The organism is Aurantimonas sp., from assembly GCF_964217435.1.
Lineage (GTDB): Bacteria > Pseudomonadota > Alphaproteobacteria > Rhizobiales > Rhizobiaceae > Aurantimonas > Aurantimonas coralicida.
In genome coordinates, this window is record NZ_CAXPJM010000055.1 from 227,516 (window position 1) to 245,503 (window position 17,988).

Consider the following 17,988-nt stretch of genomic DNA (forward strand, 5'->3'; position numbering starts at 1 on the left):
TTCAGGGGTCACTGGAGCTTGATCCGGGGATCGATGAACGGAGAGACGAGATCGGCGAGCAGATTGCCGAGCACGATGGCGCAGGCCGAGACCAGCGTGACGCCCATGATGATCGGGATGTCGACGCGCTGGATCGCCTGCCAGGCGAGCTGGCCGATCCCGGGCCAGCCGAAGACGCTCTCCACGACGACGATGCCGCTCATGAACAGGCCGATGTCGATGCCGATCATCGCGATCACGGGCAGGATCGCATTGGGCAGGGCATGCCGGAACAGCACGGTGTAGCGGGCGAGGCCCTTGGCCCGCGCCGTGCGGATGTAGTCCTGGCGCAGGACATCGATCATCGAGGACCGCATCATCCGCGAGTACCAGCCGGCCCCCAGGATACCGAGCGTGACCGAGGGCAGGACGAGATGCGAGAAGGTGCCGTAGCCACCGATCGGGAACCAGTCGAGGCGCACCGCGAAGACGTAGAGAAGCAGGAGGCCGACGACGAATTGCGGCGCCGAGACGCCGACGAAGGAGCCGACCATCAGCGTCTGGTCGGTTGCCGAGCCACGCTTCAGCGCCGCCACCAGCCCCATGGTCAGGCCGAGCACCAGTTCGCAGACGATGGCGCCGAGCATCAGCAGCAGCGTGGCCGGCAGCCGTGCCGCGATCAACTCGGAAACCTCCGAGCGCTGCAGATAGGAACGCCCGAAATCCAGCTGCACGAGGCCGAGCAGATAGCGGCCGTACTGGACGAGGAAGGGCTGATCGAGGCCGAGTTCGCGGCGGATGTTCTCGACGGTCTGGGCCGTGGCGCTGCGGCCGGCGATCTGGCGCACCGGGTCGGCCGGCAGCAGGTAGAGCAGCGCGAAGGTGATCAGCGACACGCCGAGCAGGATCAGGGCCGACTGGATCAGCCGACGGGCGAGATAGGCGATCATGACAGCCGCCCCCGCTGGGTAGGATCGAGGATATCGCGCATCGCATCGCCGACGAGGTTGAAGGCCAGCGCCAGCGCCAGGATGGCCGCGCCGGGGAAGAACACCAGCCAGGGCGCCGCCTGGAAATAGGTCTGGTTCTCGAAGATGATGTTGCCCCAGGACGGGGTCGGGGGCTGCACGCCGACGCCGAGATAGGACAGGGTCGCCTCGAGCAGGACCGTGGTCGAGATCCCGAGCGTGCCCCAGACGATGATCGTCGGCAGCAGATGCGGCAGGATGTGGCGGAACAGGATGCGCGGCGTCGAGGCGCCGATGGAGCGCTCGGCGTCGATGAACTCGCGCTCGGCCAGGGAGCTGGTCTCGGCGAAGACGATGCGCGCGGTCTGCACCCAATTGACCAGCGCGATCACCATCGCGACGATCCACAGGCTCGGCGACAGCACGGCGGCGAGGCAGATCGCCAAGAGCAGCGCCGGAAACGCCATCATCAGGTCGGTGAAGCGCATCAGGACCGCCCCGATCCAGCCGCGGAAGAAGCCGGCGGTCACGCCGACCAGAGTGCCGATGATCAGCGCGACGCCATTGGCGACGATGCCGATGATCAGGGATGTGCGGGCACCGTAGAGCATGCGCGTCAGGAGATCGCGGCCGAGCAGATCGGTGCCGAGGACGAAGGCGCCGCCCGGCGCCATCGGCGCGCCCTGCAGCGTCAGCCCGTCGAAGAGCTGGTCGTTCGGATCGTAGGAGGTCAGCCAGGGCGCGGCGATCGCGCCGACGACCGTGACGACGATCAGCACGAGGCCGATCACCGCCAGCGGGCGGCGCAGCAACTGCGCCAGGACGCCGGCCGGCTTTGCGACCACCACGGGCGCCGTCGGCTCAGAGACGAGTTCTGCGCTCATCGCGACCTCCCTCTTCGAGTGCGAGGACGCGGCGGGCCGCTTCTTCCATCGTCGTCTGCCAGCTCATGGCGAGCGCCCGCAGCTGGGCATAGGCCCTCTCCTCGCCGACGCCGCCGGCGCTGAGCGCCACGGCAGCGCGCACGATCGTCTGGCGTTCGGCAACCCGCCCCTTCAGGCCGCGAACCTCGTCGGCGAGGCTCCGGCGCGCCTCGAAGCCCTGCCGGGCGATCAGCAGCGCCGAATAGATGCCGGAATTGGCCACCGGCTTGACGAGGTGGGAGTGGGCGCCGTGCGACAACGCCCATTCGATGCGTCCGGGCGCCTCAGAGCCGATCAAGGCGATCATCGGCATCGGGGCCTCGCCCGGCGTCCACGGAAACTGCGCGTCATAGCCGAGATCGGCGTCGAAGAAGATGAAGTCGGCCGCCAGCGCGTCGGCCGGCAGGTCCGGCCAGCATTCGACGGGATCGAGCCCGATCGCCGCCAGCTGGCGAACCAGCGCGGCAGTGGTCGCATGCGGTGGGTGCAGCACGAAGGCCTTGGCCCCGCCGAGATTGGGAATACGACTGCGGCGGGTCACGAGACGGCTCGCAGCGAAGGACGCGGGAAGATCCGCGCCGGATCGTAGCGCGAGAGATAGGGGTCGGGATCGACCCGCTGCGCGCTCTCCTCCACCACGTCGAACCCGCCGTCCCGCACACGACCGATGCGGATCGGCAGGCTGGCATGCTGGGTCTGCGGGTCGATCGCGATTTCGCCGAAGGGCGTGGCGAACCGCCGGCCGGTGAAGTCGGGAATGCGGCGCGCCGCCCCCGCATCGGCAGCAAGCCGGTCGGCAAGGACGAGAACGGCGCTGTATGCGGCGGCGAAGAAGGACGAGGGCCGCGACGTGAAGGCCGGGTCCGTGGCCTGGCTCGGCCAGGGCTTTGCCCTGTCGTGGAAATACGGCCCGACGGCGATATGGCCCTCTGCCGCGGCGCCGATCGCCGGCAGTTCGATCTCCGTCAGATTGCAGGAGAGGATCGGGCAGGACGCGGCGGCGAAATGCGGATCTTCCCGCGCCAGCTCGTCATAGGCCGCGAAGAAGGCATAGGAGGACGGGCCGATCAGGTGGTTGAGGATGAAATTCGGCCGTGTCGCCCGGATCTCGTCGATCAGCCGGGACACGTCGGTATCGCCAAGCGGCAGATAGCGTTCGCCGAGGACGCGTCCGCCGGCATCGCCAACCAGATCGCGGGCGACGCGATTGGTCTCCCAGCCCCAGATGTAGTTCGAGCCGACCAGGAAGGCGTCGGCGCCGAAGCGCGGCACGACATGACCGAGCAGCGGCACCAGATGCTGGTTCGGGCAGGCATTCATGTAGACGACGTGGTCGTTCGTTTCGAAGCCCTCGTAAGGGCAGGCATACCAGAGGGTCCCGCCGGTCTTCTCCAGCACCGGGATGACCTCCTTGCGGCTCCAGGAGGTGATGCACCCGATGACATGGCGGGCGCCGCTGTCGCGCAGGATTTCCTCGCAGAGCGGCGCATAGCGATCGACCTGCCCCTCCGGATCGCGCTCGACCGGTACGAACTCGATGCCGAGCGCCGGGTCGCGATTGACCGCCGCGATGGCGCTCAGGGCGCCGGCGCGGCAGGCGTCCGACAGCAACTGGTAGTTGCCGGAGCGCGAGTAGAGAATGCCGATGTCTATGCGTTGCGTCACGTCGATCCCACAAAAAAGCCCCGCCGCCCGTCGACAGGAATCGACGGGCGGGCGGGGCTCGAATGCCGTCCGGCGAACAAGGCCGGTATGTGAGGTCAGCGTAGCAGGGAGCGAGGCCGAGTCAAGCGCTTCTGCCTCGCACCGGGCACGCCTATTTTTTGAGCGTGAGGCAGCCGTGACGCTGCAAACGGACCGTGCAGTCCAGACGGTTCAGCCTTCGACCTCGGGTTCTTCGTAATTCACGATGTCGCCCTCAGGCGCGTTCGAGGCTTCGGATCCGTAGAAACCGATCACCCCGACGATGATGAAGAGCACGACGCCGATGGCGACGATGATGCCGGTTTTCCCTGCCATGCCGATCTCCCTGGCTTGCGCTTTGCGCAGCAATGCCCCTCCCGGCCCGCGGGTTCCCGGACGCTTAGCCGCCGAAGGATAAGGTTCGACGGCGCGGAGGATGATCGTGCGCAACCCGAGGGTTACTGGCGCTTGCGCTTGGTGAAGACGCGTTCGACATGGTGGGTTTCGACGAAGGCGGCGAGACGTTCGGCGATCTCCGGTGGCATCGGCGCGATCTCGACCATCAGATCGCCGATCTCGGTCAGGGATTCGCCCTCGGCCGGATCAGCGGTCACCGAGATGAGCCGGATCCCGGGCTCTTCGTCGGCGAGGGCCAGGGTCACCCAGAGACCGGGGCTGCCCGAGGTCAGATTGTCGCGGTAATTGCCGGTCTCGACCCGGTGGAATTCCACCGACCGCGCGCCGGCATAGAGCAGCACCGCGTCGCCGTCGTGGCCGAGCACATGGCCGGGCTCGGTGCCGATCGCCTCGGGAATGATCGCCACGATGCGCCAGGCATGGTCGACCCAGGGGCTCTTCGACGGCCGCCGCTCGACCACCACCCCGACGCGAAAGGTCGGCGCATCCATGCTCACGCCACCTCCGCCGGCGAGCGCAGCGGCAGGCCGACAATGAGGTTCTGCGGCTTCAGCCGCACGACGCCGTCCTTCGGCCTGGCAAGGAACAGCCAGACCGGCCGCGCGCCGATGGCCGGCAGCGCCTCGGCCGGATCGGCGAAGGTCAGGGCGAAGATGCCGATGATCTTCTCCAGATCGGCGGGGGCCACCGTATCGCCGCGCCAGACCTGGTTGCCGATCCGGCTGGCCTCGGCGTCGAGCCCGACGAACCAGGCCCAGTCGTCGTCATCCACCCGGGCGACCGGCTCGACCTTCACCCGCACCCCGAGGAGATGCGCGATCCAGCGCTCGATCGCCTCGGCAAGGCCCGCCCGCGCGGCCGGACCGGAGGCGAAACTCAGCACCAGCTCGAAGGCTTCGTCGCGGTGGAAATAGGAGGCGGCATTCTCGGCATCGAGGACGTCGAGCTCGCTCACCGTCGGCTCAGCGAACATCGCCAGAAGCGGCGAGGCATGGCGATCCTGCTCCTGCATCTCGACGATCTCGGCATCGGCGAGAAGCAGGGCGCCGTCATGGACGCTTGCCCGCTGCGGCCGGAAGAACAGCTCGGCCGAGCGCAGGACGAACGGGTCCGTGCAGCCATCCAGCGCATTGCGCAGGACGACCTGGGCGAGCTGGTTCACGAACAGATGCGGCGTGCCGGACATGTCGCCGCGCACCAGCGTCAGATAGGCCGCCTCCAGCGTCGGCGCCGCCATGAGCCGGTCGCGGAAGGCCAGCATCACCTGCCAGTTCTCGCGTGCATCCGCATCGTCGAGCCCGGCGATCTCCGCCTCGCTCACCGGACGGCGCGGATCGGCCAAGAGGCTGGCATGCAGGGCCAGCTCGGCGGCGCAGGCCTCGGGCGGCGGCACCAGTTCGGGCCGGGCGAAATAGGCCTTCAGGAATTCGTCGGTCAGCAGCAGATGGCCCAACGCATTGCGGTCGAGAAGCTGATGGCCGCAGGATACCCAGAACTCGCTCATCTCGTCTCTCCAGCGTCCGGGTTCATGGCTGCGTCTTGCCGAGGGTGCGGATGTCCATATGCTCGGCATAGGCGTCGTCGTCCTCGTCGATCTCGACGAAGCCGAAGGCGCGGGAATGGTCGACGGCGCCCTCGCGCCGATGCAGGGTGCGGAAACGCTCGCGAATGTCGCCATTCTCGACGCTGCGCTGCACCGCCAGCATGGTGTTTACCGGGTGGTCGCAGAGCGAGGCGGCGAAGGCCACCTCTTCCTGCGCCGCCGGCCGGGCGGTGGCGACATCCGGCGCGCCGAGATGGGTCACGAGATGGCGCGCCAGTTCCTCCACCACCGCGTCGCGCTCGGCCTCGCTGGCCTCGCTGACGATCGCCAGGGTCGACCAGCCGAAGCTGGCAACGCCCAGAAGCCCCGAGCGAAACGCCTGGCGCTCCTTGCCCTCGAGCGCCGCGACGTCGCGGTTCCAGAAGCGGAAGGTGCCGCTGACGGCCCATTCACCGGGTTCGGCCGCGTCCGTGAAGACGAAGGCGTCGGACGGGTCCATGCGGATCGTGCGCGGCAGTTTCAAAGCCATGGGGCCCCCTTTGCGGGCGCGCGCCGTAACGGCGGCGTCATGGCCGCAGCGAGCAGCCGGCGCTCCCCATCGCGCATCGGCCCATCGCTGTCCAGCCGCGCCCGTTCATGACGATCCGCCGTACGGGAACGCCCCAACGCGGGATAACGCCGCAGGCGGACCGGCGCATCGGGACCGATGCGGAAGACGCAAAGGCGGTGGCCGCCCGCCTTGCGGGTTCCAGATGGGGAGACAAGGCCGCGAAACGGGCGGTGATCGAGCCCGAGGGTCGATGGCGACGACATGAAAAAACCACGTGATACTATTGACTTGCGCCAGTTTAAAATCGTTCTACGCCAATGGTGGACGGTGAGACAACCGGCTGCCTGAAATGCCGTACACGCCCGAAGGATTGCGTCCATCGTGACCGATACGCCAGCCCATACCGGCCCCCGCGACACAGCCGAGGCGGCGCTCGCCGCCCTGCCCCCGGCGCAGCCGCCGATCTTGTCCCTCGTCAGCGATGGCACGATCCTGATCTGCGGCGACGGCGCGGCCGCGATCGATGCGGGCCTGCGGCTGGCGACGTCCCTCGACGTGACGGTACTCCTCGACGATGGCGGCCTGACGGCGGTGCCCGATGGCCTGCCGTTTCCGGTGGCGCGCGGCCGCATCGCCGGCGCCACGGGGCATTTCGGCGCCTATCAGGCCGTCGTGGACGGCTACATGCCGCCGGACGGCATGGCGCTGCCGCGCGACGGCGCCGTGTCGCGCTGCGACGTGATCCTCGACCTCGCTGCCCGGCCGCCGCTGTTTCCCGCCCATGAAGCGCGCGACGGCTATCTGCGGGCCGATGTCGCCGACCCGGCCGGCCTCGACGCGGCGATCGCCGAAGCGTCCGAGCTCGTCGGCGAATTCGAGAAGCCGCAATATATCGCCTTCCGCAAGGAGCTCTGTGCCCATTCGCGCTCGTCGATCACCGGCTGCACCCGTTGTCTCGACGCCTGCGCCATGGAGGCGATCGCGCCGGCCGGCGAGCATGTGACGATCGACGCCTATGTCTGTGCCGGCTGCGGCAATTGCGCCGCCGTGTGCCCGACGGGCGCGGCCTCCTACACGCTGCCGACGGTGGACATGCAGCTCGACCGCCTGCGCACGCTCCTGACCAGCTACCGGTCCGCGGGCGGCCGTGATCCGGTCGTCCTCTTCCATGACGGCTATGTCGGCCAGCCGCTCATCGACGCCGCCGGATCGGCGCTGCCGGCCCATGTGCTGCCGATGGCCGTCAACGAGATCAAGCAGATCGGGCTGGAAAGCCTCGCTGCGGCATTCGCCTATGGGGCAGCCGGCATCGGCATCCTGGCGCGCCGCGCGCCGCGGAACGGCATTGCCACCCTTGCCGGGACCGTCGATCTGGCCGGCGCCTTTGCGGCAGCGCTCGGCTATGGCGAGGATTCCTGCCGGATCCTCCATGCCGATACGCCGGACGAGATGCTCGCCGAACTGGCGGCCCTGCCGCTCGGCCGCGCCGCACCGGCGCCCGCCAGCTTCGCACCGGCCGGCAGCAAGCGCGAGCTTCTGGAGCTGAGCCTGCGGATGCTGCATCGGGTCGCGCCGGCACCGGTCGAGCAGGTGGCGCTGCCGCAGGGCGCGCCCTTTGGCAAGGTTCATGTGCAGACCGATGGCTGCACGCTGTGTCACGCCTGCGTGACCGCCTGCCCCACCGGCGCGCTGTCGGCCAGCGAGGACCGGCCGCTGCTCAGTTTCTCCCATGGCGCCTGCGTCCAGTGCGGCCTGTGCGAAGCGACCTGCCCGGAACAGGTGATCACCCTGGAGCCGACGCTCGATTTCGCTGCCTGGAACGCGCCGCGGCAGATCCTCAAGGAGGAAGAGCCCTTCTGCTGCATCCGCTGCGCCAAGCCCTTCGGCACGAAGAGCACGATCGAGCGGATCATCGCCAAGCTGGAAGGCAAGCACTGGATGTTCGCCGGCGAGAATGCCCGCCGCCTCGACGCGATCCGCATGTGCGAGGACTGCCGGGTGGAGGCGGTGCTGAACGAGGGGATCGATCCCTATGCCGGCACCGCCCGGCCGAAGCCGCGCCTTGCCGAGGATCACCGGGCGCCGACAGACTTTGACGGCCACCGACATTGATGCGGCCGACACCCTCGACCCGCTCGGATCGCAGGCTAGTTTTCCCTGCGGCAGATCTGAACGCACGAACAGGACGGCAAGGGCGACCGGTTTGAGCAGTGATTTCCTCTCCCGCTGGTCCCAGCGCAAGCGCGAAGTCGCCGACGCGGATCGAACGTCCGCCGCCGTTACGGATGCGGGCCCTGACGCCGAGGCCGCTGGCGTATCGCTTGAGCAGGCTGCGCCGGGCGACGCGCCGCAGCCTGCGGTCGATGCGCCGATCACCGCCGAGGAACTGGCGGCGCTGCCCGACCCCGAGGATCTGACCGCCGCGTCGGACATGACGGCGTTTCTGCGCAAGGGCGTCCCGGCCTCCCTGCGCAATCGCGCCATGCGGCGGCTCTGGTCGCTCGATCCCGCCATCCGCGACTATGTCGGTGACGCCAGGGACTATGCCTGGGACTGGAACGTGCCCGGCGGCGTGCCGGTCTCCGGCCCCTTGTCGGCGACGACCGACGTCAAGCAGATGGTCAAGGACATCTTCGGCCGCGAGAAGGCTGCGCCCGCCGAGGCCGCGGAACCGACCGTGGCGACCGATCGAACCGACCCCGCCGAATCGCCGCCCCCCATGACCGCGGCCGACGCCACGCAGCCTTTGCCGAACGAGACGGTTTCCGCCGCGCCCGGCCCACAGGGTTCGACCCTACCGGGGACGCCGGAAAACATCCCCGAAACCGCTGCGGAAACAGCGCAGCAAGCTCCGCGAAACCGGCCGCTGCGACATGGCAGCGCGCTGCCGATTTGAATAGCCGTCAACGAAACTGGAATGGTTCAAAAGAGGCTTGCACAAACCCCGGAACCATCTAGGTTCTCGTTCCAGATCAACGGGTAACCGGACACCCATGAAAGCGCCACGATGACCGACGGGCCTTCCGAACAGAGCGCTCACGACGTTGCCGCAACGGCGACGGCGCCCTTGCGCGCGGCGCTCGATCCGGTCGACCAGTTCCGGGTCCAGCATTACGGCCTTCTCGCCGTTCTCATGGCCCGCGAGCCGAGCCCCGAGACGCTGGCGCTGGTCGCCGGCCTCAGCGGCGACGCGACCCCGCTCGGGCGCAGCCACGCGGCGCTGGCCGAGGCCGCCCGCCGGGCCGATCCGGCGCGTCTGGAGCGCGAGTATTTCGACCTCTTCATCGGCGTCGGCCGCGGCGAACTGGTGCCCTACGGCTCCTATTACCTGACCGGCTTCCTGCGGGAGAAGCCGCTGGCCCGCCTGCGGCAGGATCTCGCGCGGCTGGGCATCGAACGGTCCCGCTCCCTCGTCGAGCTCGAGGACCATGTCGGCGTCCTTTGCGAGACCATGGCCGGGCTGATCGACGGGCGGTTCGAGGCTCCCGAGGGCGCCGCCCGTGACTTTTTCGCCCGCCACATGCAGCCGTGGATGGGCCGCTTCTTCGCGGATCTCGAAACGGCCCGGTCGGCGGATTTCTACCGCTGTGTCGGCCGTGTCGGCCGCAGCTTCATGACAATCGAGACCGAGTCGCAGGCGCTGGTCGCATGACAGTGCCGCGAAACGACCGCACGGCCCGCGCGCCGGCAGGGAAATGGGAGACGACCATGGCGACGGACAAGCCTGATCTCAATCGACGCGCCTTCCTTCGCAAGGCCACGGGTGCGGCTGGCGCGGCGACCGCGGCGGCCGTGACGGCGCCGGCCTTCGTCGACGAGGCCGAGGCCTACGATCCGGGGACCGACGAGACCCAACCGAAATATCAGCCCGGCAGCCCGGACGTTCAGGCGTTCTACCGGACCAACGGCTACGAAACGCTGCAGGACAAGTGAGGCGGACATGCTCACCAAACGCAAGGCCGGTCAGCCCGGCCAATTCTGTTCTTCCGTCTCGTCGACCCGTCCTGCCGGACTCGATCGCCGCGCCTTCCTGAAGCAGTCGGGCCTCGCCGTCGGCGGCCTCGCAGCTTTCGGCACCATGATGCCCGGCGCTGTGCAGAAGGCCGAGGCGGTCAGCGCGCCGATGCCCGGCGTGCCGATCGAGATCAAGAAGAACATCTGCACCCACTGCTCGGTGGGCTGCACGGTGACCGCCGAGGTGCAGAACGGCGTCTGGACCGGCCAGGAGCCGAGCTGGTCGAGCCCGATCAACCGCGGCACCCACTGCGCCAAGGGCGCCGCGATCCGCGAGATCGTGCATGGCGACCGGCGGCTGAAATATCCGCTGAAGCTGGTCGACGGCCAGTGGCAGCGGCTGTCCTGGGAGCAGGCGATCGACGAGATCGGCGACAAGATGCTGGAGATCCGCGAGGATTCCGGCGCCGACGCCATGTATCTCCTCGGCTCGGCCAAGTTCACCAATGAAGGCGCCTATCTGTTCCGCAAGTTCGGCGCCTTCTGGGGCACCAACTCGGTCGACCACCAGGCCCGCATCTGCCACTCCACCACCGTGGCCGGCGTCGCCAACACCTGGGGCTACGGCGCCCAGACCAATTCCTACAACGACATCCGCAACGCCAAGACCATGATCATCATGGGCGGCAATCCGGCGGAAGCGCATCCGGTCGCGATGCAGCACGTCCTGGCCGGCAAGGAGCTGAACCGCGCCAATCTGATCGTCATCGATCCGCGCTTCACCCGCACCGCGGCCCATGGCACCGAATATCTGCGCCTTCGCGCCGGCACCGACATTCCGGTCATCTGGGGCATTCTCTGGCACGTCTTCGAGAATGGCTGGGAGGACAAGGAGTTCATCCGCACCCGCGTCTACGGCATGGACGAGGTCCGCAAGGAAGTCGCCAAGTGGACGCCGGAAGAGGTCGAGCGGGTCTCGGGCGTGTCCGGCGAGCAGCTGAAGCACGTCGCCTATCTGTTCTCGCAGGAGCGGCCCTCGACGCTGATCTGGTGCATGGGCGCCACCCAGCACACGGTCGGCACCGCCAATGTGCGCGCCTACTGCACCCTGTGCCTGGCCACCGGCAATGTCGGCAAGCCCGGCACCGGCGCCAACATCTTCCGCGGCCACACCAATGTGCAGGGCGCGACCGATCTCGGCCTCGATGTCACCTCGCTGCCGCTCTATTACGGCCTGACCGAGGGCGGCTGGAAGCATTGGTCGCGGGTCTGGGAAGTCGAATATGAGTGGCTGCAGAGCCGCTTCGACGAGGTCCCGGCCAAGGGCGGGCGCGAGCCGCGCACCCGCAAGGAAAACATGGAGACGCCGGGCATCACCTCGACCCGGTGGTTCGACGCAGTCAGCATGCCGCCGGAGGAGATCGACCAGCGCTCGCCGCTGCGCGGCATGTTCGTCATGGGCCATGGCGGCAACACCGTCACCCGCATGCCGGAAATGCTGCAGGCGCTGGAGAAGCTGGAACTGCTGGTGGTCGCCGACCCCCATGCCACCACCTTCGGCGCCATCAAGGGCCGCCGCAACGGCACCTATCTCCTGCCCATCGCTACCTCGCTGGAGACCGACGGCTCGCGCACCGCGTCGAACCGGTCGCTGCAATGGGGCGAGCAGATCGTCGAGCCGGCCTTCGAGTCCCGCGACGACTACGCGGTGATCCACGACTTCGCGGTCAAGCTCGGCTTCGCCGACCGGATGTTCAAGAACATCGCCGTGGAGAACAGCAAGGTCTCGGCCGAGGACATCCTGCGCGAGATCAATCGCGGCGGCTTCTCCACCGGCTATTGCGGCCAGTCGCCGGAGCGGCTGAAGGCGCATATGCGCAACCAGGACAAGTTCGACCTGGTCAGCCTGCGCGCCCCGGCCGACACGCCGGAAGTCGGCGGCGAATATTACGGCCTGCCCTGGCCGTGCTGGGGCACGCCGGAGATGAAGCACCCGGGCTCGCCGATCCTCTACCGTACCGACGTGCCCATCTGGGAAGGCGGCGGCACCTTCCGCGCGCGCTTCGGCGTCGAGCGGAACGGCGAGACGCTGCTGGCCGAGGATTCCTATTCGGAGGGCTCGCAGCTCACCGACGGCTATCCCGAGTTCAATTACGGCATCCTGCGCAAGCTCGGCTGGGACGCCGATCTGCGGCCGGAGGAACTGGCGACGATCCAGCGGGTCGGCGGCGACAAGGTCGACGCGGTGAGCTGGGCGACCGATCTGTCGGGCGGCATCCAGCGCGTCTGCATGGATCATGGCGTCATGCATTACGGCAACGGCAAGGCCCGGGTGGTCGCCTGGAACCTGCCCGACCCGGTGCCGGTGCACCGCGAGCCGATCTATACGCCACGTCCGGACCTCGTCGAGAAATACCCGACCCGGCCCGACGAGCGGCAGTTCCGTATCCCGAATATCGGCTATTCCGTGCAGCAGGCCGCGATCGAGCGGAACGTCGCCGGAAACTTTCCGATCCTGCTCACCTCGGGCCGGCTCGTGGAATATGAGGGCGGCGGCGAAGAGACCCGCTCCAACCGCTGGCTGGCGGAGCTGCAGCAGGAGATGTTCGTCGAGATCAATCCGGCCGACGCCACCGCCCGCGGTGTCGAGGACGGGCAATATGTCTGGGTCTACGGCACGGAGAACGACGCGAAGACGCGGGTGAAGGCGCTGGTGACCGAGCGCGTGGCGCCCGGCGTCGCCTTCATGCCCTTCCACTTCTCCGGACATTACCAGGGCGAGGACTGGCGCGAGCACTATCCGGCGGGCACCGACCCGATCGTGCTCGGCGAATCCGTCAACACCATCACGACTTACGGTTTCGACCCGGTCACCGGCATGCAGGAGACCAAGGTCGTGCTGTGCCAGATCGCGGCGGCATAAGGGGAGCGACAGACAATGGCGCGGCTTAAATTTCTCTGCGACTCCGATCGCTGCATCGAGTGCAATGCCTGCGTGACGGCGTGCAAGAACGAGCACGACGTGCCCTGGGGCATCAACCGGCGTCGCGTGGTGACGCTGAACGACGGCAAGCCGGGCGAGCGCTCGGTGTCGATGGCCTGCATGCACTGCACCGACGCGCCCTGCGCGGCGGTGTGCCCGGTGGACTGCTTCTTCACCACCGAGGACGGCGTGGTGCTGCATTCCAAGGATCTGTGCATCGGCTGCGGCTACTGCTTCTACGCCTGCCCGTTCGGCGCGCCGCAATATCCGCGCGTCGGCAATTTCGGCTCGCGCGGCAAGATGGACAAGTGCACCTATTGCGCCGGCGGTCCGGAAGCCGACAGCTCCGAGGCGGAATACGCCAAATACGGCAAGAACCGCATCGCCGAGGGCAAGCTGCCCATGTGCGCCGAGATGTGCTCGACCAAGGCGCTTCTGGCCGGCGACAGCGACATCATCGCGACGATCTACAAGGAGCGGGTCGCCAAGCGCGGCTACGGCACCGGGGCCTGGGGCTGGCAGACAGCCTATCGCGAAACGATCGAGGCCTGAGATGGCGACGATGACCACGCTTCGCACCATCCTCACCGCCGGCGGTCTGGCGCTCGCCCTCCTGGCGACGCCCGTTGCCGCCCAGCAGGGCGACGACAATCTCGCGCCCCAGAGCGACGTCGCGCCGACCGACGGCGCGCAAACCGATCCCAGCGGCCAGAACCCCACCGCCGAGGCGCCGACCGAGCAGCAGCTCCTCAACGCGCTGCAGGGCGGCCAGATCAGCGGCCGGGTCAGCATCCCGGACAGCAAGGCGGCGGTGCTCGAGCAGCCCGAGGGGCGCGACTACCAGAGCTTCCATGAAGGCTGGCTGCCGTGGATCGGCGCCATCGCCATCATCGGCATGGTCCTCGCGCTTGCCGCCTTCTACTTCTCGCGCGGGCGGATCATGATCGAGGACAGCCCGGAGGTCGGCCGCAAGCTGCTGCGCTTCAGCTTTTTCGAGCGGCTGAACCACTGGATGACCGCCACCGCCTTCATCCTCCTGGCGATCACCGGCCTCAACTACGTCTTCGGCAAGCGGTTGCTGTTCCCGCTGATCGGGCCGGACGCCTTCTCCACCTGGAGCTACTGGGCGAAATACGTCCACAATTTCGTCTCCTGGGCGTTCATGGTCGGCCTCGTCTTCATGATCATCGTGTGGATCAAGGACAATCTGCCGAGCCGCACCGACATTCGCTGGATTCGCGAATTCGGCGGCTTCGTCGGCGACAAGCATCCGCCGGCGCACCGCTTCAACGCCGGTCAGAAGATGATCTTCTGGTCGGTGACGCTGGGCGGCCTCGCCCTGTCGATCAGCGGCCTCCTGATGCTCTTCCCCTTCTCGGTGCTGAACATCGAGGGCATGCAGATCGCGCAATATGTCCATGCCACGGTCGGCATGGTGCTGATCGCCATCATCATCGCCCATATCTATATCGGCTCGCTCGGCATGGAGGGCGCCTACGACGCCATGGGCAACGGCAAGGTCGATCTTGCCTGGGCCCGCGCCCATCACAGCCTCTGGGTCGAGGAAGAACAGGCCAAGACCGCCAAGGGACCGCAGCCGATCCCGCAAACCCATCCGGCGGAGTGAAGACCATGCGCCACAGTCTCATCCTACTCTTCGCCACCACGGCGCTGGCCACGGCGGCCGCCGCCCAGACGACGTCAGAGCCCGCCACCGGAGCGCCGCAGGCACCGGCGGCAAACGAGGCTCCGGCCGCGAACGCCCAGCAGGCGCCCGCGCCTGACGGCACGCAGCCGGCGGAGCAGAATCCGGCCGCCGACGCTGCTCCGGCAAATCCCGCGGCAAATGCCGGCACCGCGACACCAGCGCCCGGCGCGACCGGCACGGATACGGCCTCGTCCGGCCCCGCCAATATCTGCACCGAGCTGGTGGCGTTCCTGACCCCGGCTCCAGCCGAGGATGCAGCGACCGCGCCCGGCCAGCCGGCAGCCGCTCAGGCGAGCGCCGACCAGGCCCCTGCGGCGCAGGCTGGTCAGGCACAGGTCGGTGAAGCTCCAGCCACGCAGCCGTCGGCCGAAAGCGGCACGGACAAGGAGTCCGCCGGTGGTGCGGCCTCGGACCAGCCGCAGCAGCAGGCGACAAGCAGCGGCGAAGCGGCGGCCGAGAACGAGCAGCAGGCCGCGGGCGTGCCCGACGGCAACCAGTCGGGCTCGGCGCAGGAAGCCTCCAACCAGGCCGGCGCCGCCGTCGAGGCCCCCAGCGACGCCAATGCGCCGGCTCCAAAGGCCGGCAATGCCGACAACGCGCCGCAGACCTCGGGTCTCAGCGCGCCGATCCCCGAGACGCCCGAAGCGACCAAGAAGCAGCCGGACATGACCCTCGCCGAAGGCCAGGCGTTGGCCGATGCCAACGATATCGCCGGGTGCCATGGCGCGACCCGCGAGATGCGGCGCGCGGGCGTCGACCTGCCCCCGGCGCTGATCGCGCTGGCGGCGCTCGACCTGCAATATCAGCGGAACGCGGCGCCGGCAGCGCCGACGACGGGAGACGCGCGTTGAAGGCCATTCTCATCGGCATCGCGATCGCCGCCGTGATCGGCGTGGTCGCCGGGCTCGTCCTCCCCATGGCGCAGGTCCCGGCCTTCCAGGCCTACGCCACCGACAGCGTCCGCGTCGGCAATCCCGGCGAGAACCTGATCGGCCCCGAATGGGACGAAGCCGCCGAGGACCAGGAACGCCATTGATCCGACGCCCGGTCGCCATCGCGGCCGGGCGCGGGACACATGCGGCGCATGCGTCGCCTGCCCTGTGGCGCTGCCCGACAGTGACCTCCGGGCGGTGAGCTCAGGCAAATCAGCCAAAGACGCGGCCCGCCGTCGAACCGGCCTCACCCCTTCCTGTCGCTCAGACGCGGTCGCCTCTCACCCGGGCTGAGCACGACCGGCCGGATCTTGCGCCAGAATGCTGTGTGCGAGCGCGGCGATCAGATCGGTGCGGGTGACGACGCCGACGATCCGCGCGTCCTCGATCACCGGCACGGCATCGGTCTGGCTTTCGGCCATCAGGTGGAAGAAGGCGGCCACCGGGGTCGAGGGTTCCGCGCGCGGGCTTGCGGTATCCATGATGTCTTCCGCCCGCAGGCGCCGCTTCTTTTTGCCGAGCAGCGACCGCGTATCGCTCCCTCTCAGGGCGATCAGGTGGATCTGCAGGATCACGCCGAGGAACCGGCCATCCGCGGTCTGGACGGGGAGCGAGGTGAATCGGTGTTGCGCGAACAGCGCCGTGATCTCTGCAAGCGAGGCTTCCGGCCCCACCGTGACGAGGTCGCGCGACATGAAATCCGAAGCGACGGTCGGATCGATCCTGTGGGTCGCGGCCTGCATCTGCGCTGCGCCGATCAATCGCGCCAGATCCTCGACCCCCAGATTGAACGATTGCCGGTATCGCTCCAGGATGTTCGTCAGCTCCGCGCTCGACAGCCCGAGCCGCTCGAATGGTTGGCGATCCACCGTTCCATGCGGGTTCGGGTCGTCGAACTGGCGGAACGGATAGCGCCTGCCGGTCATCCGCGCGTAGACGATGGCGATCAGAACCAGGAGCACCGTGCCGATCGCGACCGGCGCGAGGGCGAAGCGGAACCCCAGTTCGGTGATGGCCTCGGGGTTCATGGCCGCCGTCATCGCGACCGCGCCTGCCGGTGGATGGACGGCGCGGCACAGGATCATCGCCGTGATGGCCAGGCCGACGGCGAGCGCGATGCGCAGGGCCGGATCGGCGACGAGAAGGCAGACCGCGACGCCCACCAGCGCGGCGATCGTATTCCCGCCGATCGCCGACCACGGCTGCGCCAGCGGGCTGTTCGGAACCGCGAAGAGCAGGACCGAACTCGCACCGAACGGAGCGATCAGGTACAGACCGAGTTGCAGATCGACAGTCGGCGCCAGCACCAGCAGGGCGCACAATCCGAGCCCGATGAAGGCGCCGGTTCCGGCCCGCACGGCTTCCATGGGTGTCGTCTGCGGCACGGCCGGGCCGAAGGATTTCAGGAATGACGGCATGACGGTCCTTCACGGGTTGAAGCGACCGGGATCGCAGGCGCCGTCCGCCCCGGCAAGGGATGGAATTTCGCCCGATGCGCCAAGTGTGCAACGCCATGCTTTCGTCAGCGCCCCCAGCGTTCCTCACTGCGTCAGCCCTCTCGAGCCGTCTGCTGGACGCCGTCGGACTGCTTCGGCAGGCGGTGCAAGAACAGGCCCCCAACCGGATTGTGGTTCCGAGACCGGGGAAATCACCGAAACCTGGTGCCTAGGGGAGTCCCCGCGACTGACTGCGAGGGAGCAGCATCCAAGGGACCGCCGGCCGCGAACCACCGTGAATGCCCGAAGACCTCATTTTTCGGCAGAGCAGGTCCACCTACGCGACAGCCGCATGCCGCCGACGCACCGCATGCGACGGGTCGGCCGCTGGCGGAATTCCCTGTCACGCAAGCGCATCCAGCCCTGCCCGCACGGCATCCGGGTCGGGGACCGCGGCCTCGACTGCCGCCTGGGTCGCGTGCCAGAGCGGCACCGCCTCCGCGAGGACGGCCCTCCCCTCCTGCGTCAGCGAGAGCAGCCGCGCCCGTCGGTCGGCGGGATCCGGGGTCACCGTCAGAAGGCCGCGTTTCTCGAGGGGCTTGATGTTCGCCGTCAGGGTGGTGCGATCCATCGCCAGAAGCTCGGCGACGGAACCGAGCGTCGGCGGCTTGGGGCGATTGAGCGACATCAGCAGGGAGAACTGGCCGCTGGTGATGCCAATGGAGCGGAACGCCTCGTCGAAACGCCGCGCCATGGCGCGCGCCGCGCGCTGCGCCCGCAGGCAAAGACAATGATCCCGGACCAGAAGCGTGGTCTCGTATGGAACCGGTGTCGGCGAATCGCTGAACGTTGACATGACCTCTTTATGTTGATATCAACATTTTAGTCAAGCAGATAAACGGCGCCGTGGAT

19 protein-coding genes are annotated in these 17,988 nt (G+C 68.1%); 9 read left to right on the forward strand and 10 right to left on the reverse strand.

The window, feature by feature from the left end; all coding sequences use genetic code 11:
* Positions 1-8 precede the first annotated feature (8 nt).
* The 8 genes from ACEQX1_RS20380 to ACEQX1_RS20415 all read right to left on the reverse strand — a co-directional run bounded on the left by ACEQX1_RS20380 (position 9) and on the right by ACEQX1_RS20415 (position 6,042).
* Entirely contained in the window at positions 9-929 is a 921-nt protein-coding gene (locus ACEQX1_RS20380; RefSeq protein WP_024350125.1) for an ABC transporter permease, read from the reverse strand.
* Entirely contained in the window at positions 926-1,831 is a 906-nt protein-coding gene (locus ACEQX1_RS20385; RefSeq protein WP_370197564.1) for an ABC transporter permease, read from the reverse strand. Before ACEQX1_RS20385 ends, ACEQX1_RS20380 begins: the two co-directional genes overlap by 4 nt.
* Positions 1,809-2,411 (reverse strand): ANTAR domain-containing response regulator, encoded by a 603-nt coding sequence (locus ACEQX1_RS20390; protein WP_370193615.1) that lies wholly within the window; start codon positions 2,409-2,411, stop codon positions 1,809-1,811. The genes ACEQX1_RS20385 and ACEQX1_RS20390 overlap by 23 nt, the downstream gene beginning before the upstream one ends.
* Positions 2,408-3,535, reverse strand: coding sequence for a transporter substrate-binding protein (locus tag ACEQX1_RS20395; protein WP_370193614.1), 1,128 nt, complete (start codon positions 3,533-3,535; stop codon positions 2,408-2,410). The genes ACEQX1_RS20390 and ACEQX1_RS20395 overlap by 4 nt, the downstream gene beginning before the upstream one ends.
* A 210-nt stretch (positions 3,536-3,745) precedes the next feature.
* Complete coding sequence (locus ACEQX1_RS20400) at positions 3,746-3,922, reverse strand: hypothetical protein (RefSeq protein ID WP_372521957.1); 177 nt, start codon at positions 3,920-3,922, stop codon at positions 3,746-3,748.
* An 89-nt stretch (positions 3,923-4,011) separates the two neighbouring features.
* On the reverse strand, positions 4,012-4,461 hold the full coding sequence (locus tag ACEQX1_RS20405; RefSeq protein ID WP_370193612.1) for a DUF3305 domain-containing protein: 450 nt from the start codon (positions 4,459-4,461) through the stop codon (positions 4,012-4,014).
* A 2-nt stretch (positions 4,462-4,463) separates the two neighbouring features.
* Positions 4,464-5,474, reverse strand: coding sequence for a DUF6352 family protein (locus tag ACEQX1_RS20410; RefSeq protein WP_370197566.1), 1,011 nt, complete (start codon positions 5,472-5,474; stop codon positions 4,464-4,466).
* A gap of 22 nt (positions 5,475-5,496) precedes the next feature.
* Positions 5,497-6,042 carry a DUF6505 family protein gene (locus ACEQX1_RS20415; protein ID WP_370197568.1) on the reverse strand — a complete coding sequence of 182 codons (546 nt, stop codon included), beginning with the start codon at positions 6,040-6,042 and terminating at the stop codon, positions 5,497-5,499.
* 402 nt (positions 6,043-6,444) lie between these two features.
* On the opposite strand from ACEQX1_RS20415, the gene ACEQX1_RS20420 reads away from it, so the two are divergent.
* The 9 genes from ACEQX1_RS20420 to ACEQX1_RS20460 all read left to right on the forward strand — a co-directional run bounded on the left by ACEQX1_RS20420 (position 6,445) and on the right by ACEQX1_RS20460 (position 15,744).
* Positions 6,445-8,175 carry a 4Fe-4S dicluster domain-containing protein gene (locus tag ACEQX1_RS20420; RefSeq protein ID WP_370197570.1) on the forward strand — a complete coding sequence of 577 codons (1,731 nt, stop codon included), beginning with the start codon at positions 6,445-6,447 and terminating at the stop codon, positions 8,173-8,175.
* 91 nt (positions 8,176-8,266) lie between these two features.
* The gene (locus tag ACEQX1_RS20425; RefSeq protein ID WP_370193062.1) at positions 8,267-8,959 is read left to right on the forward strand and encodes a DUF3306 domain-containing protein; all 693 of its coding nucleotides are present in this window, start codon (positions 8,267-8,269) and stop codon (positions 8,957-8,959) included.
* A 111-nt stretch (positions 8,960-9,070) separates the two neighbouring features.
* On the forward strand, positions 9,071-9,715 hold the full coding sequence (locus ACEQX1_RS20430) for a molecular chaperone (protein ID WP_370197572.1): 645 nt from the start codon (positions 9,071-9,073) through the stop codon (positions 9,713-9,715).
* Entirely contained in the window at positions 9,712-9,996 is a 285-nt protein-coding gene (locus ACEQX1_RS20435; RefSeq protein ID WP_370193065.1) for a twin-arginine translocation signal domain-containing protein, read from the forward strand. Before ACEQX1_RS20430 ends, ACEQX1_RS20435 begins: the two co-directional genes overlap by 4 nt.
* A 7-nt stretch (positions 9,997-10,003) precedes the next feature.
* Positions 10,004-12,940 (forward strand): formate dehydrogenase subunit alpha, encoded by a 2,937-nt coding sequence (locus tag ACEQX1_RS20440; protein ID WP_370193066.1) that lies wholly within the window; start codon positions 10,004-10,006, stop codon positions 12,938-12,940.
* Between the two features lie 15 nt (positions 12,941-12,955).
* Entirely contained in the window at positions 12,956-13,552 is a 597-nt protein-coding gene (gene fdh3B, locus ACEQX1_RS20445; RefSeq protein WP_009210530.1) for a formate dehydrogenase FDH3 subunit beta, read from the forward strand.
* A 10-nt stretch (positions 13,553-13,562) separates the two neighbouring features.
* Positions 13,563-14,627: a formate dehydrogenase subunit gamma gene (locus ACEQX1_RS20450; protein WP_370193076.1), complete on the forward strand. Its 1,065-nt coding sequence runs from the start codon at positions 13,563-13,565 to the stop codon at positions 14,625-14,627.
* 5 nt (positions 14,628-14,632) lie between these two features.
* Entirely contained in the window at positions 14,633-15,559 is a 927-nt protein-coding gene (locus ACEQX1_RS20455) for a hypothetical protein (RefSeq protein ID WP_370197574.1), read from the forward strand.
* Positions 15,556-15,744, forward strand: coding sequence for a hypothetical protein (locus ACEQX1_RS20460; RefSeq protein WP_024350111.1), 189 nt, complete (start codon positions 15,556-15,558; stop codon positions 15,742-15,744). Before ACEQX1_RS20455 ends, ACEQX1_RS20460 begins: the two co-directional genes overlap by 4 nt.
* Before the next feature lie 177 nt (positions 15,745-15,921).
* Here the strand turns inward: ACEQX1_RS20460 and ACEQX1_RS20465 are convergent, their stop codons facing one another.
* The gene (locus tag ACEQX1_RS20465) at positions 15,922-17,007 is read right to left on the reverse strand and encodes an HPP family protein (protein WP_370193068.1); all 1,086 of its coding nucleotides are present in this window, start codon (positions 17,005-17,007) and stop codon (positions 15,922-15,924) included.
* Positions 17,008-17,479: 472 nt separating this feature from the next.
* Positions 17,480-17,932, reverse strand: coding sequence for a MarR family winged helix-turn-helix transcriptional regulator (locus ACEQX1_RS20470; RefSeq protein WP_370193069.1), 453 nt, complete (start codon positions 17,930-17,932; stop codon positions 17,480-17,482).
* Between the last annotated feature and the right edge of the window lie 56 nt (positions 17,933-17,988).

Coding starts and splice junctions, on each gene's coding strand:
- ACEQX1_RS20380 (WP_024350125.1), bottom strand. CDS start 929: ATGATCGCCTATCTCGCCCGTCGGCTGATCCAGTCGGCCCTGATCCTG.
- ACEQX1_RS20385 (WP_370197564.1), bottom strand. CDS start 1,831: ATGAGCGCAGAACTCGTCTCTGAGCCGACGGCGCCCGTGGTGGTCGCA.
- ACEQX1_RS20405 (WP_370193612.1), bottom strand. CDS start 4,461: ATGGATGCGCCGACCTTTCGCGTCGGGGTGGTGGTCGAGCGGCGGCCG.
- ACEQX1_RS20410 (WP_370197566.1), bottom strand. CDS start 5,474: ATGAGCGAGTTCTGGGTATCCTGCGGCCATCAGCTTCTCGACCGCAAT.
- ACEQX1_RS20415 (WP_370197568.1), bottom strand. CDS start 6,042: ATGGCTTTGAAACTGCCGCGCACGATCCGCATGGACCCGTCCGACGCC.
- ACEQX1_RS20430 (WP_370197572.1), top strand. CDS start 9,071: ATGACCGACGGGCCTTCCGAACAGAGCGCTCACGACGTTGCCGCAACG.
- ACEQX1_RS20435 (WP_370193065.1), top strand. CDS start 9,712: ATGACAGTGCCGCGAAACGACCGCACGGCCCGCGCGCCGGCAGGGAAA.
- ACEQX1_RS20440 (WP_370193066.1), top strand. CDS start 10,004: ATGCTCACCAAACGCAAGGCCGGTCAGCCCGGCCAATTCTGTTCTTCC.
- fdh3B (WP_009210530.1), top strand. CDS start 12,956: ATGGCGCGGCTTAAATTTCTCTGCGACTCCGATCGCTGCATCGAGTGC.
- ACEQX1_RS20450 (WP_370193076.1), top strand. CDS start 13,563: ATGACCACGCTTCGCACCATCCTCACCGCCGGCGGTCTGGCGCTCGCC.
- ACEQX1_RS20455 (WP_370197574.1), top strand. CDS start 14,633: ATGCGCCACAGTCTCATCCTACTCTTCGCCACCACGGCGCTGGCCACG.
- ACEQX1_RS20465 (WP_370193068.1), bottom strand. CDS start 17,007: ATGGAAGCCGTGCGGGCCGGAACCGGCGCCTTCATCGGGCTCGGATTG.
- ACEQX1_RS20470 (WP_370193069.1), bottom strand. CDS start 17,932: ATGTCAACGTTCAGCGATTCGCCGACACCGGTTCCATACGAGACCACG.